The sequence below is a fragment of the Marinomonas sp. ATLA20 genome (assembly GCF_057180105.1).
Genome location: NZ_JBXUKU010000006.1, coordinates 16,442 through 28,946, shown reverse-complemented (window position 1 = coordinate 28,946; position 12,505 = coordinate 16,442). Strand labels below are relative to the sequence as shown.

Below are 12,505 nucleotides of genomic sequence, written 5' to 3'. Positions count from 1 at the left end.
ATATCAAAATCAGAAAATGAGATGCTTAAGATTGAAGGCGTAAAATAATATCTTGATCGTAATTGCCAAATTGTTTGCCAAAAATATTGATGCCGCCAGGGTGTTCAGCATTATCAGGGACTGAAATTCGTACCCGAATGGATCTGTGTTCTTCAAGTGCTAGGTCTTTCAAAGAGACGTCAGAAACGCGCATGCCATCCACAAAAGTACCATTATTAGTGACACGGAAGCTTTTTAAATGTCCATATTGGCTGCCTGCCAGCTTCCACCAGTCAGGTGTGTATTTGCCTTGATGGTCGCCATAATCCCCAGGAGCGGTCCAGATGGCGGCGGTTTTGCCATTGATGGAAATATGGATATCCGAAGGCCAGTTTTCAGAAGTGCCAGGGACCTCAGAAGAAAGCTCCATTATCAGCTCTAGCTCTTTCACCGTTTGACCTGCGATGCGGGCATTGTTGGGAAACTGATATTCCACATACCCTTTGGTGAACCATAATAAGCTGGCTCGCATACGGTCTGGAGAAAGGTAAGTATCTGGGCTATCTAAAAAACCCACGATGCCAGATTCAGAGCACAAACCACAAGGCGCCATCACATCAAATTCAGAATACAGGCCAACTGGCATGGATACTTCAATGACATTATTTTGATTTTGCTTGGTGTTGCTGAAAGATAAGACGATTTCTTCATGTGCCGCACGGCAGATTTTTTGGCTGCCTTTACGGCCTTTTTGGCTTTCTGTGGTGATTAAGCCAACTGTTTCGAGGGAATTGATATGGCTGGAGGTAGATGATTGCGGTAATTCGAGTAGGTCGGCAATATCATTAACATTCATTGGCCCTTTTTCATGTAGCAAGGACAAAATTGCCAAACGCGCTGGAGCCGCTAGGCTTTTTAGGACATCAGCGCCGTCTTCAGGTGTTAGCAATAAGAACTTTTTACTCATCATCATCTCCACTTCAAGATGTCTTTATATCGAGTATTATGATTCTTATCAAGTTTTAAATGGCTTCCTCACTTGGTTCACTTTGTGAGAAAGCCATATATTTTTCTGAAAAAACAGACGTTATTGGCTAATTATACAGGGCATGGAAAGGCACCAAGACCAGTGAAGGGAACAGAATTAACGCAATAAGCAAGGCCAGTTGAGCCAATAAGAAAGGTGCAATACCTTTTGTAACCGCTCCCATGCTGGTGTTGCCGACGCTTGATATGGCCGCTAATACCGTTCCCACTGGCGGTGTCAGTAAGCCAATGCTCAGGTTAAGTACAAAGACGATGCCAAAATAGACAGGGTCAATACCTGCCGCTGTAACAACCGGCATGAGAACCGGAGTCAAAATTAAGATAACCGGCGCAAGGTCCATCGCCATACCGATGATTAATACCAAGATGTTGATAATGATCATTAGAGTGGTTGGGTCGTCTTTCCAGCGTTGTAGTAACTCAGACACGGCACCAGGAATATCCGCCATGGTGATCATCCAAGCGGCAATAGAAGAGGCCGCTACCAAGAACATAATAATACTGGTTAGGGTCGCGCAATTTACTAACACACCATATAAACGCTTAGGTGTGAGTTCGCGATAGACAAATGTTCCAATAAACAATGCGTAGAACGCCGCAACAGCACCCGCTTCGGTTGGAGTGAAGACGCCAAAGCGCAAACCAACAACAATAATGACTGGCAGGATGAGCGCCCATAGTGCATTCTTTAGAGCGTGTAGACGCTCGCTAAGACTGGCTTTTTCTAGTAATTCAATGTCTTCTTTGCGCGTTACGTACCACCATACAAAAATAAGCAGCACACCCATCATTAGGCCAGGTGCCAAACCCGCAATAAAAAGCTGTGAGATAGAAACACCGCTGGTGACACCAAATAAAATCAATGGAATGCTTGGCGGTAAAATTGGGGCAATGATGCCACTTGAGGCAATAAGGCCACAAGAGCGGTTGTGGTCATAACCCGCTTTCACCATGAGTGGAATCAATATAGCGCCAAGAGCGACGGTGTCGGCAACGGCGGAGCCAGATAACGACGCAAAAAGTATCGCCGCCACAATGGTTACATAACCCATACCGCCTTTTTTGTGACCCAGCATGGTCATGCCTAAATCAATGATTCGACGGGTAATCCCGCCTGCATTCATTAACTCCCCTGCAAGTATGAAGAAGGGAATGGCCATCAAAGAGAAATTATTGCTACCGCTGACTAGGTTTTCCGCAATCAACTGACTGTTAAACATGTCCATGTAAAACATCAGCGCCATGCCTGTCATGATGAGCGCGAAGGCGATAGGCATACCGATAATAATGGCGCCAAATAACGCGCCAGCAAAAATGACCAGCTCCATTATGCTTCTCCTTCTTGATGATTTTTATTGAGAGCGTCTTGTTGCTGTTCGTTTTCGAATAAGCGTCTAATGCCAAATAAAATGAACAAACACATACAAGCGCCCATAATCATGGCGCCAGCATAGAGTAGCCATAGAGGCATATTAGTAGCAGGGCCAAGGGTGTTAATGTTTATTTTGACTAGCTGCCAGCTACCATCAATAAGTAACCAGAGGGCGTACAGCATTAAGGCCGCAGAAATAAGTTGCAGCGCAACTCGTAGCCATTTGAAGGGCATAAGCTTTATGAAAATATCGACATTCAAATGTTGATTGAGCTTCATAGCTCGTGTCGTGCCGAGAAAAATCATAAAAACAAATAGGTAGCGCGACATTTCTTCCGACCATGTAATACCTGAGTCGAATAAGTAGCGCAAAATGACATTCGAGAAGACAAGGCAGGACATCGTGGCCAGACAACCCGCCATGCCGATTCCCAGTAGTAAGTCTACAGAGCGAGATAGCTTTTTCATCATGGTGAAGCTCTTAATTGGTCAAACAGTATTAAGGTTTAAGAGTAAAAAAGGGCGTCTATATGGATTATATAGACGCCCTTATCAAGCTTACTTTTCGCCTAGTGCAATGATCTCTTGGACAATATCGCGAGCACCTGGGTGTGATTTATAGAAATTTTCATAAGCAGACTGTTCTGCTTGTATTAACGCACTGTGGAATGCTTGATCTGGAACGGTGATTTTCACACCATCTTGCTCAAGAGTTGCTTTGTTTTGTGCTTCTTGTTTGATCAACAAACTCCATTCTTGCTTCGCTGCATTTTGTGCCGCTGTAGAGACGGCTGTTTGTTGCTCCTTGGTTAAGCCGTTCCAAGTGTTGTTGTTCATCAAGTACAAGTTTGGCGTGAAAACGTGATTCGTTTCTGTGATGTATTTCACAATTTCATACCATTTAGACGCGACGATATTTGGATATGGGTTTTCAACGCCATCCACAACACCTTGCTCTAATGCACTAAACACTTCAGAAATAGGCAAAGGCGTGATATTCGCACCTAGGTTTTTACCGATTTCTAGCATGCTGGAAATACCAGGGAAGCGAAGGCGCAATCCTTTGAAATCATCCATAGAAGAGATTTCTCGGTTACTGGCAACTACGCGGAAACCTTGTACACCATAAGCCAGGAAATGCATCCCTGTATTGGTGTCCATATCATTCACCAATTTCTGGCCGATATCGCTGTTTAACGCGTTTTGAGCGTGTTCGTAATTTTTGAATAAGAAGGGCAGTTGGATGATGCCAACATTTTCTACTTCTTTATCCATAATGGTGCCGAGGATAGCCATGCTAATGGTGCCGCCTCGAACGGAGTTATAAAGCTTTTCTTCTGCGCCCAATACACCATTGCTAAACACTTTAACTTTTAGCTCGCCATTGCTAAGGCTTTCGACATCTTTTTTGAAGGTGTCTTTTAGGGCGATACTGTTTGGGTGAGTATCAGGAAAAAAGTTAGCAACCGTTATCATTTTTGCTGCAAAAGCCGTTGGTGTGACAGCAAGGGCTGATGTGATAGTGAGGGCCGCAAGGGTTTTTCGTGTGAACATAGTCTTCTCCTAAATACGCTTTAAGCGTAGATTATTTTTATTGTGCTAAGAAACATTGCGCTAAGAAAGATAGTGCTATTTTTCGCTAATTAAGCAGCTTGCTATGGTGTATTTCTCTAAGATTTCAGGCTTCGGTGAGAACCCTAGCCCTAGAGAATCTCCAAGATCGAATGTTGCAGGGCATTCATTAAGTGGATGAAGGGAATCAGCCAACTCAATAAAGGGAATTTCTAATGATGTTTCAGGCATGGTGGCAGCGATGAAATGGGCAGTCGCTATCATACCGGCACCATAGTAGAAGCAGTGAGGTACGACTTTTACGTTATGATGTTTGGCGCGTTTGCACACATCGTACATGCCTGTAATACCACCTATTTTGCTGACGCTAGGTTGAGCGATATCAATGGCGCCTGCTTTAAAAAGTTGCTCAAACCCTTCTGGGCCAGAGGCATTTTCACCCGCAGAGATCGGCACGCCAATGTTTCTAATAGTGGCAAGTTGTGCAGCATCTTCGGGAGGCCAAACAGGTTCTTCTACCCAGCTCAAGTTAAGCGATTTTAATTCGTTAACTTTGACGGTAGCTTCAGTGAGACTCCACGGGCAATTAACGTCAACCATAAGCTCCACGTCATCAGGCAAAGCTTCGCGAGCAGCGGCAATGGCTTCATAAGTTGTTTCGTGAAGTTTGATTTTTTTGAAGCCAGCATTGGCAGTTCGCAGGACATGTTCGCGGACTTTATCTGGTTCGTTGCCATAACTTACCAAGCTAGCATAAAGACTGATTTTACCGCTCTTGCCACCAAGAAATTGATACAAAGGCTGTTTGGCTTGCTGTGCTTTAAGGTCCCAAATCGCTATGTCGATAGCGGATAAGGCGTAAAGCATTGGGCCAGAACTGCCGAAACTATGCAGAGCGCGTTTGGCCGCGTAGAGGTGTTTTTCGTAATTCGTGATGCTTTTGCCAATAAACATGGGCGCAACAAGATGTTCTAAAGTCGCGAAGGTAACGACGTTTGAGGCGTGTCCGAACGCTTCGCCCCAGCCAACTAGGCCGGTATCTGTTTCTACTTCAACGAGCAACGATTCCATCTTGTCGATATTAGGAGAGGCGCCGTTGAATTTGTCTTCCTCTTTTACAGGGGCGATGTCTCGTACTCCTGCCGTAAATGGAATGGCGATGCGCCTAATTGTTATTTTTGTAATTTTCATGGCTAAGAAAATCTCTGTCGATCTAATGTATTTAATTTGATGTAGTACATCATACAACTTACTTTTTATTGGTCAAGAGGTACGATGACTATTTTTTAATACGGGCTAACACCGAGTTTCTAGTCATTACTACGCCCAGTTACGATGATTTGTGAGGCGGATCTTTGTTTAATACCTTGTTTTATTTCGTTTTCCGTATTTCTTTTATATGTTGTATGATGACTTTTTTGGTTGTAGGAATAACTGAAAGTGAAACATGACCCTTTATTGTCCGCTAATTCTTCTGATGAGCCCCGTCGGGAGCAAAAACCACAACGGAATCTGGCGCAGAAACTGGTTCAAGAAATACTGCATAAAATTGAAAGTAAGGTTTTAGTTCCCGGTGATAAGTTGCCTAAAGAAGCGGATATCATGCAAGAGCATGGCGTTAGCCGTACGGTTGTGCGAGAAGCCCTGCAACGCCTTCAAGCATCAGGAAATGTTGAGACCAAACATGGCATAGGTACCTTTGTTTTAAATAATAAAGGGCAAGGGCCGATGGACTTGTCGTTTGATTATGTCAACGATGCAGTTGAAATCTTGGAGTTGCGCATTGGATTGGAAGTGGAAATAGCCGGTTTAGCCGCGTTACGACGCACAGATGAGCAGCTGGTGGAAATCCGCAAAGCATTAGATGCATTGCGAGCCATAGACAGAAATGGTCATGTATCAGACGCGGGATCAGCGGATTTTAATTTCCATTTATTAATCGCAAAATCGGCAGGTAATCATTACTTTGTCGATATCATGCAGCATATGGAAAACAGTTTAGTGCCACGTAAGCGTATTGATGTGTCTCATGTGAACCATGAACACGAAGAAGTATATACCGCGATAGAGCGAGGAGATTCCTATGCTGCGCGTGCCGCAATGCGTTTGCATCTAACAAACAGTCGAGAGCGCTTTTTGAAGCTGGCAAGAAAGTGATTCCCCTGTAAGGGCAATCACTTTTACTAGTGCTTTATCAGTGGCTTATTAGCATTACGCCAATGGCCCGCCAATAATAGTAGTACGTAATCCTGCAATAATATTTTCACCCGTTTCGTGTCTTAGTTCGTCGTACCACGCTTGGGTTTCTTGCATGTCTTTACCATGAGTCACATCGCAACGTTTGCGAGCTTTTAGTACAAGATCCTTCACGCGAAAACGGCGTTCTTCTTCGTATTGCTTCAAAGCCGCTAGCACACCAGAAACCGTTTTGCCTTTCTCTTTGAATTGATCCGCGAAACACTGACCAAGCACGACCGCGTCTTCCAGCGCCGAGCAACCGCCTTGGCCAATGTCTGGTGTTGTGCTGTGAGCCGCATCGCCGAGTAGGGCGATATTGCCTTTTACCAAGGTGTCGAAAGGTTCGATGTCATGAATTTCGATACGATTGGTGGTTTCTGGATTAATGGCTGCAATCAGTTTTTGAACGGGTTCAGCCCAACCAGAAAAGTAACCCGTTAGATCAGCAATGACAGTACTCCTGTCTTCTGCTAAACCTTTTGGTAATGGCACATCAAAGAAGAAGTAAAAACGATCATCGGCAATCGGCATGATAGAAACGCGTTTGCCTTCCCCTACAAAGGTCGTCCACTGATCGGCAGGGGCAATACTTTCATCGATTTCAACCAAACCATTCCAATTCACGTAATCGGCATAACGGCGTTCGGTTTGATAACCAATGACATCAGCGCGAACAACAGAATGCGTGCCGTCAGCAGCAATCATAAAGTCACCCACATCACTCGTTCCATCGGTAAAATATGCGGTGACGCCAATGTCACTCTGTTCGACTTTTTCAATACGCTTGCCAAATTGAACCTTATCACGGCCCCACCAATCGATCATTTGGCTTTGTAAGTCGGCACGTGATACTGGGCAAGGGCGTTCGCCAACCGCATCAACCAATGGTGAAAGACTAAATTGGGTCATGACGCTTCCAGTTAAACCATCGTGGTAAGCCATGTTATGCATTGGTCCGCCCAGTGCGTCCATAATGCTGCCCATACCTAAATGGTTCATGCACTTTACACCGTTAGACCAAATAGAAAGCGCCGCGCCAACAGGTTTGATTTCTTTCACCGCTTCAAAAATTTCACACTCGATGCCTTGTTGCTTTAACGCAGCCGCTGCAGACATGCCGCCAATACCGCCGCCAATAATAAGTGCTTTCATACCATTCCCCTTTAATCTTTCGCTTCGTTGTCGTGTTGTCGTAGCGAATTTTTAATGTCTTGTTAAAGGAATAAATGGCAATAAATATGCCATGAAACAAATGAGCCTATATTTATTTATGTGAAACCTTTGTTTTAGAGGGGTGCGTAATCGGTGGTGTTAGGTCAAAGAAGAAATAGGCTGGTTTTCTTCTTTGACCGATAGGGCAGGAAATGACTTATCTTGGTGCGGCTTTATTTATTTTTGCTCTATTTCGGCTCGTTAAATGTTGAGCTGGTTATTCAAGGCTAGCTGCCACGATAAGTACTGTAAGAATAAGGCGAAACCAGAAGAGGAACATGATAGTGAGCGTTTTCATCACTGATGCCGAAACGAATAATTACTGTATTTAAGAAGTTCGGACCCTCTTTTAGAGAGGCTTCATTAGAGCTGTCAGCAAAGTACTCATCAATGGCGAACTCCAGCTCATATATGCCTGTAGAGAAGCTATCCGCTTGTAATAAGGGCTGATCACAGCGACCATCATTGTTGGATATCGTGCTATGAATGAGCTGTCGTTGTCCGTCTTTAGTTTGCTGGTAAAGGTCGATTTTAACACCAGCGGCGGCGATGCCTTTTGTCGTATCTAAAATGTGTGTGGTTAAGTATCCCATTGTTTTACCTCAATCTAATCTGAAAACTAGCCTGCTTTTTGCAAGTAAGCGTCTTTATAAGTGAAATGGTGCTGAAAATATTGTTTCATAGAGATCAATATTTGTGCCATGTGTTCCTATAGCAAGCGTTTTTATTATTTATCGAGATTCGTTTAGAGATCTTTTTGTATAAGCCGTCAGAGATTGGAGTCCTATTATGCACGACCCGTTAGCTGTAATCAGTGAAATGGAAAAAGCGGATTTTATCGCGCTATTTAGCAGTATTTATGAACATTCCACTTGGGTGGCAGAAGAGCTATGGCGACAAAAAGCCTCGCACCCCAGCGAGTACTTTGACAGCATCGATAAAATCAAAGCCACTATGGCAGACATCGTAGAACAAAGTACAGACGAACAAAAACTCATACTGCTACGTGCTCATCCAGATTTAGCTGGCAAAGCGGCTTTAGCTGGCGAGCTTACTAATGCATCAACGTCCGAACAGTCTGGGGCGGGGCTTGATCAATGTTCAGCAGAAGAGTTAGCGCATTTTCTACAGTTGAACGATACCTACCGAGAGAAGTTTGGCTTTCCCTTCATCATGGCCGTGAAGGGCGCGACTAAGGATCAGATACTTGCAGGGTTTGAAACCAGAACGCCCAATGACTGGCAAACAGAATTTGACCGCGCTATGAGCGAAGTTCATAAAATTGCAGGGTTTAGATTGGCGGATCTTTAGATAAACATCATAGGCAAAGTTGTTAGCAGTAATAGTCCCATTGATACACTAAAGTAACGGTGGAATTTAGGTTCTTGAAGCCTTTTAGATACGAGTTTGCCTATGGTAATCCACATGAATGTTCCTGGTAGTGTGGCAATATTAAACATCATGATGCATAGCAAAGCTGATGACCAAAAAAGCTCTCCAGTCAAAGTAAAGACAGAGCTTGCAGTCATTAAGCTGGCCCACGATTTAGGGTTAATTGCCTGAAATGATGCGGCTTGTAAAATGCCCATTGGTTGAAGGCTCTTTTTGTCTGAAGGCATTTTTGCACAAGCGATTTTTATAGACATATAAACAATGTAACTTGCTGCAATAAAGGTGAACACCTTATGCAGGTAAGGCCAATGCTTAAACATTTCACCCAAGCCAAACAAAATCATTATATGAAGTAATGTCATGCCAAAACGAATGCCAATCACGTGAGGCAAGGTTCTTTTAATGCCAAAATTGGCCCCTGAGTTAGCCAGCAGGATATTGTTGGGTCCAGGTGTGATGGTGCTTATTAGGCAAAAAAGCATCAGAGCGGGAGCGAGTTCCAATAGGGCGCTATTTATCATTTCCTTTCCTTCTTAGAAAAATTCAGCCAATAATTGTATCGATACAATTATTGGTGTAATGTACCCATATAGATTTACATACAATACAATTGTGGGCAATTTATTTATTGTTATGAATACAATTATAGAAATGAGTAAAGACACATTCGATCAAGCTTGTTTGGCACATCCAAAGTACAAAGCATTGGCTTTGCTTATTGAGCAGGCGATTCAGTCTGGCGAGTTACTGGATCGACAAAAGTTACCAGCACAAAGGTTTTTGGCGGATAGGCTAGAGATTACTCATGGCACGGTAACAAGGGCGTACGACTTGCTTGAAAAGAAAGGTCTAGTGAATGCTAAACTGGGTGCTGGTACCTATGTGAACCTTCCAAGCTCCTTCGTTACTACTAATGATTCTGTTATCAAAGAATACGACTTTGCATCCAGTATGCAGCCTATGCTGGGGCAACAGATGCTGCTCAAACATGCCTTAAGCGAATTTTCTCAAGATCTTGTTTCGATCGAGCAGGTGATGACTTATTCGCCTCAAGGCATACAAAAGCACAAACAAATTTTTACCGATTGGCTGGCATCTAAAAAAATCTATATTGAAGCGAAAGATATTATTTTTACGCAAGGTGCCCAGCAGGGTATTTATACATGCTTGCAAATTCTTACCAAAGAAAATGATTATATTCTTCATGAAGAGTTAGCGTATCCGGGGTTATTTCGTGCCGCCGAAGCGAGTCGAGTAAAACCATTAAGTGTGCCATTATCTGCGGAAGGTTTAGATTTAGTTGTATTAGAAGAATACTGTGAAAAATACAGTCCTAAGGTTTTGTATATAACACCCAATATTCAAAATCCGACCAATATTAAGTATTCAAAAAATCAGCTAAAGGCCATCCTAGAATTAAGTGAGAAATATCATTTTTATATCATTGAAGATGATGTGAATTACTGTTTGCCAGAAAGCTGGAATATACCTTTGCAGCAGCAAGCAAAAGAACGAATATTTTATCTTTCTAGTTTGTCAAAATATGTAGCAGGTGGTTTAAGAGTTGCCTATTGTCTGGTGCCTGAGACTTGGCAGCAAGCCTTTAATTTAAGTATCCATAGCCAATGCTGGATGGTTTCGACGCTGAACTTTGAATTGGCAGCACGCTTTCTGAGAAGTGAAAACTTTACGCATAATCAGTCTCTTTTAGCTGAAGAAATGCGTTATAGACAAGGCGCTTTTCAAGCTCTCGCGGAGAAATATAGTTTTCGTTCTCGAAGTGGTGGTTTAAATGCGTGGTTGGAATTGCCAAGCCATATTAATGTGAATCAACTGAATCATTTTTTTGCATCAAAAAATATTAAAGTTAGAACGGCCGATCTATTCCGTTGTCCTACTGCGTCTTTACCTTCGGTAAATTGCTTCAGAGTATCTTTAGGTGGATTCAACTCAAGAGTGGATTTTCAGCAAGGCCTTTCTATATTCGAAAATGCCTTAACTCAATTTAACAGCCAAGAAGATATTGTTATTTGATATTTTGAATAAAGTCATACTAAAAGACCATCATAGCAGCCTATGATGGTCTTTTTTCTACTTATTTATCTACAAAGTTAGCTTGAATACGTTGCGTCAAAAAGTCTGCCGCGCTGATAGGTTGATAACGTTTAGCCGGACCTTGGATGATCTGCGTTTTATTGGCTTGGCAAAAGAAGGCAATGGAATGACGGCTGCCACAGTATTCATCGATTCGTGGTTGGCGAACTCTGTGTAAGTTGGATTTCAACTGGTCATCGCTCCAGCGCATGAGCATATCGCCGATGTTGCAGGTGATCACGCCGCCAAGAGGCGGAATGCTGGTCCAGCGTTGAGTATCGGCTTCAGCTCCAGGGCAAACTTGTAAGCCGCCGTGGCCTTCGTGTTGGAACAACAAAGTCAAACAATCGAAATCCGTATGGGCACCCGCACGCCACATATTACCTTGTTCGGTGACACCTTCCGTTGCGTAGTAGTGCAACAAACGTAAGGTGCTTTGGTAATCGGGCTGGTGTGGGTCGTGGGCTTTGCTAAAGAAGTCTCGATCAAAGCCTAATTTGTCCGCAAAGCAAGACAATACCTTCATACCCACTTCCCAGCACTGTTTTTCAAAACGCAGCGTATTGGCCTGAAAGTTTGGCAACTCTTCTTCTGACGGCCACAAATTATCCATGTGATATTGAGTGATTTGATAGGATTCTTTTTGGTCTTTGGTGCCGGTGGAAGGGCGAATTTGGCTGCGACTTTCCCAACCAGCATTGACACTTTTTGGTCTTGGGTATTTGCTTTTAATACTTTCAGGAAGGTTAAAAAAACGCTCGGACTCTTTGAAGGCCGCTTTTATTTCTTCAGGATCGATACCGTGGTTACTTAATTGGAAAAAGCCAATCTCGGTTGCTGCGAGCCAAAGTTGTTCGGTGATTTCTTCTCGGCGATTTTCAAAATCGCTCATGTCGATGATGCGAATTTCTCGGTCGTTGGTGTCTTCACCAGCTCCGCCAAAGGTGGTTTCGCGTTGCAGTTCTTCCAGTGAATATGAATTAGTCATGGTTTTCTCCCATTCTCCTAGGTTTAAAATAACTAGGCGTTTTTGCCTAGTGGAAAATGGAGCAATGACCGAATGTATTTCCTATGAAATACATCTGACTGCTTCTACTCCGATGATTTAGTGTTACCAAACACCCTCATGCAATTTTGCTGCCTCTTCTTCAAGGCAAGGTCCAATCACTTCTACTTTTCGTTGTCCCGATTCAAATACGGTGCGACAAGGCAAAGCCAAGGTTGGGTTTTCTGGGTGATTGCCAGTGATGTTTTTCAAGCTGTCTTCGCTTAATCCATACACAAGGCGCCCTAATCCTGCCCAATAGGCAGAGCCTGCACACATGGCGCAAGGCTCGGCGGAAACGAACATGGTGCATTTCGCCAAAAAGTCAGGGCGATAGGCTTTGCTCGCACGAGTCATTAATTTGCGCTCTGCGTGGCCTGTCATATCGAAATCAGGCAAGTAGCCGTTTACTTGCGTCATGAGTACATTGTCTTCATCGTCGACTAAGATCGCCGCAAAAGGGTGGATACCTTGTTGTTTGGCTTCATCCGCTAGGGCAAAGCTTTGGCGTAGAAAGTCAGTGTCTTTAGTGTTTAATGTCATATCTGTCTCAA

General features: G+C 43.5%; 13 protein-coding genes. 3 read left to right on the top strand and 10 right to left on the bottom strand.

What is annotated here, in order from left to right; translation table 11 throughout:
* Positions 1-25: 25 nt before the first annotated feature.
* The 5 genes from AC2A4J_RS11535 to AC2A4J_RS11515 form a co-directional block, all read right to left on the bottom strand.
* Entirely contained in the window at positions 26-946 is a 921-nt protein-coding gene (locus tag AC2A4J_RS11535) for an ArsR/SmtB family transcription factor (RefSeq protein WP_484176106.1), read from the bottom strand.
* 127 nt (positions 947-1,073) lie between these two features.
* On the bottom strand, positions 1,074-2,354 hold the full coding sequence (locus AC2A4J_RS11530) for a TRAP transporter large permease (protein WP_255825155.1): 1,281 nt from the start codon (positions 2,352-2,354) through the stop codon (positions 1,074-1,076).
* Positions 2,354-2,869 carry a TRAP transporter small permease gene (locus tag AC2A4J_RS11525; RefSeq protein WP_255825153.1) on the bottom strand — a complete coding sequence of 172 codons (516 nt, stop codon included), beginning with the start codon at positions 2,867-2,869 and terminating at the stop codon, positions 2,354-2,356. Before AC2A4J_RS11525 ends, AC2A4J_RS11530 begins: the two co-directional genes overlap by 1 nt.
* 87 nt (positions 2,870-2,956) lie before the next feature.
* Entirely contained in the window at positions 2,957-3,952 is a 996-nt protein-coding gene (locus tag AC2A4J_RS11520; RefSeq protein ID WP_255825151.1) for a TRAP transporter substrate-binding protein, read from the bottom strand.
* A 75-nt stretch (positions 3,953-4,027) separates the two neighbouring features.
* Positions 4,028-5,161: a mandelate racemase/muconate lactonizing enzyme family protein gene (locus AC2A4J_RS11515; RefSeq protein ID WP_484176105.1), complete on the bottom strand. Its 1,134-nt coding sequence runs from the start codon at positions 5,159-5,161 to the stop codon at positions 4,028-4,030.
* Between the two features lie 249 nt (positions 5,162-5,410).
* Between AC2A4J_RS11515 and AC2A4J_RS11510 the strand changes: the two genes are divergently transcribed.
* Positions 5,411-6,127, top strand: coding sequence for a FadR/GntR family transcriptional regulator (locus tag AC2A4J_RS11510; protein ID WP_484176104.1), 717 nt, complete (start codon positions 5,411-5,413; stop codon positions 6,125-6,127).
* A gap of 54 nt (positions 6,128-6,181) precedes the next feature.
* Here the strand turns inward: AC2A4J_RS11510 and hpxO are convergent, their stop codons facing one another.
* Positions 6,182-7,360: an FAD-dependent urate hydroxylase HpxO gene (gene hpxO, locus AC2A4J_RS11505; protein WP_484176103.1), complete on the bottom strand. Its 1,179-nt coding sequence runs from the start codon at positions 7,358-7,360 to the stop codon at positions 6,182-6,184.
* A gap of 287 nt (positions 7,361-7,647) precedes the next feature.
* On the bottom strand, positions 7,648-8,013 hold the full coding sequence (uraH, locus tag AC2A4J_RS11500) for a hydroxyisourate hydrolase (protein ID WP_484176102.1): 366 nt from the start codon (positions 8,011-8,013) through the stop codon (positions 7,648-7,650).
* A gap of 196 nt (positions 8,014-8,209) precedes the next feature.
* Between uraH and uraD the strand changes: the two genes are divergently transcribed.
* A complete protein-coding gene (gene uraD, locus AC2A4J_RS11495; RefSeq protein WP_484176101.1) occupies positions 8,210-8,731 on the top strand; it encodes a 2-oxo-4-hydroxy-4-carboxy-5-ureidoimidazoline decarboxylase in 522 nt (173 codons plus the stop codon).
* Here the strand turns inward: uraD and AC2A4J_RS11490 are convergent.
* Positions 8,728-9,333, bottom strand: a complete 606-nt coding sequence (locus tag AC2A4J_RS11490; RefSeq protein ID WP_484176100.1) for a LysE family translocator — start codon at positions 9,331-9,333, stop codon at positions 8,728-8,730. The genes uraD and AC2A4J_RS11490 overlap by 4 nt on opposite strands.
* A gap of 112 nt (positions 9,334-9,445) precedes the next feature.
* Between AC2A4J_RS11490 and AC2A4J_RS11485 the strand changes: the two genes are divergently transcribed.
* The gene (locus AC2A4J_RS11485; protein WP_484176099.1) at positions 9,446-10,846 is read left to right on the top strand and encodes an aminotransferase-like domain-containing protein; all 1,401 of its coding nucleotides are present in this window, start codon (positions 9,446-9,448) and stop codon (positions 10,844-10,846) included.
* 61 nt (positions 10,847-10,907) lie between these two features.
* On the opposite strand, the gene AC2A4J_RS11480 is transcribed toward AC2A4J_RS11485, so the two are convergent.
* On the bottom strand, positions 10,908-11,894 hold the full coding sequence (locus AC2A4J_RS11480; RefSeq protein WP_484176098.1) for an isopenicillin N synthase family dioxygenase: 987 nt from the start codon (positions 11,892-11,894) through the stop codon (positions 10,908-10,910).
* A 123-nt stretch (positions 11,895-12,017) separates the two neighbouring features.
* Complete coding sequence (locus AC2A4J_RS11475; protein ID WP_484176097.1) at positions 12,018-12,494, bottom strand: nucleoside deaminase; 477 nt, start codon at positions 12,492-12,494, stop codon at positions 12,018-12,020.
* Positions 12,495-12,505 lie beyond the last annotated feature (11 nt).

Bases quoted from the DNA above. Each gene is read 5' to 3' on its own strand.
- AC2A4J_RS11475 (WP_484176097.1), bottom strand. From the start codon at position 12,494: ATGACATTAAACACTAAAGACACTGACTTTCTACGCCAAAGCTTTGCC.
- AC2A4J_RS11490 (WP_484176100.1), bottom strand. From the start codon at position 9,333: ATGATAAATAGCGCCCTATTGGAACTCGCTCCCGCTCTGATGCTTTTT.
- uraD (WP_484176101.1), top strand. From the start codon at position 8,210: ATGCACGACCCGTTAGCTGTAATCAGTGAAATGGAAAAAGCGGATTTT.
- AC2A4J_RS11535 (WP_484176106.1), bottom strand. From the start codon at position 946: ATGAGTAAAAAGTTCTTATTGCTAACACCTGAAGACGGCGCTGATGTC.
- AC2A4J_RS11515 (WP_484176105.1), bottom strand. From the start codon at position 5,161: ATGAAAATTACAAAAATAACAATTAGGCGCATCGCCATTCCATTTACG.
- hpxO (WP_484176103.1), bottom strand. From the start codon at position 7,360: ATGAAAGCACTTATTATTGGCGGCGGTATTGGCGGCATGTCTGCAGCG.
- uraH (WP_484176102.1), bottom strand. From the start codon at position 8,013: ATGGGATACTTAACCACACACATTTTAGATACGACAAAAGGCATCGCC.
- AC2A4J_RS11485 (WP_484176099.1), top strand. From the start codon at position 9,446: ATGAATACAATTATAGAAATGAGTAAAGACACATTCGATCAAGCTTGT.
- AC2A4J_RS11530 (WP_255825155.1), bottom strand. From the start codon at position 2,354: ATGGAGCTGGTCATTTTTGCTGGCGCGTTATTTGGCGCCATTATTATC.
- AC2A4J_RS11525 (WP_255825153.1), bottom strand. From the start codon at position 2,869: ATGATGAAAAAGCTATCTCGCTCTGTAGACTTACTACTGGGAATCGGC.
- AC2A4J_RS11480 (WP_484176098.1), bottom strand. From the start codon at position 11,894: ATGACTAATTCATATTCACTGGAAGAACTGCAACGCGAAACCACCTTT.
- AC2A4J_RS11520 (WP_255825151.1), bottom strand. From the start codon at position 3,952: ATGTTCACACGAAAAACCCTTGCGGCCCTCACTATCACATCAGCCCTT.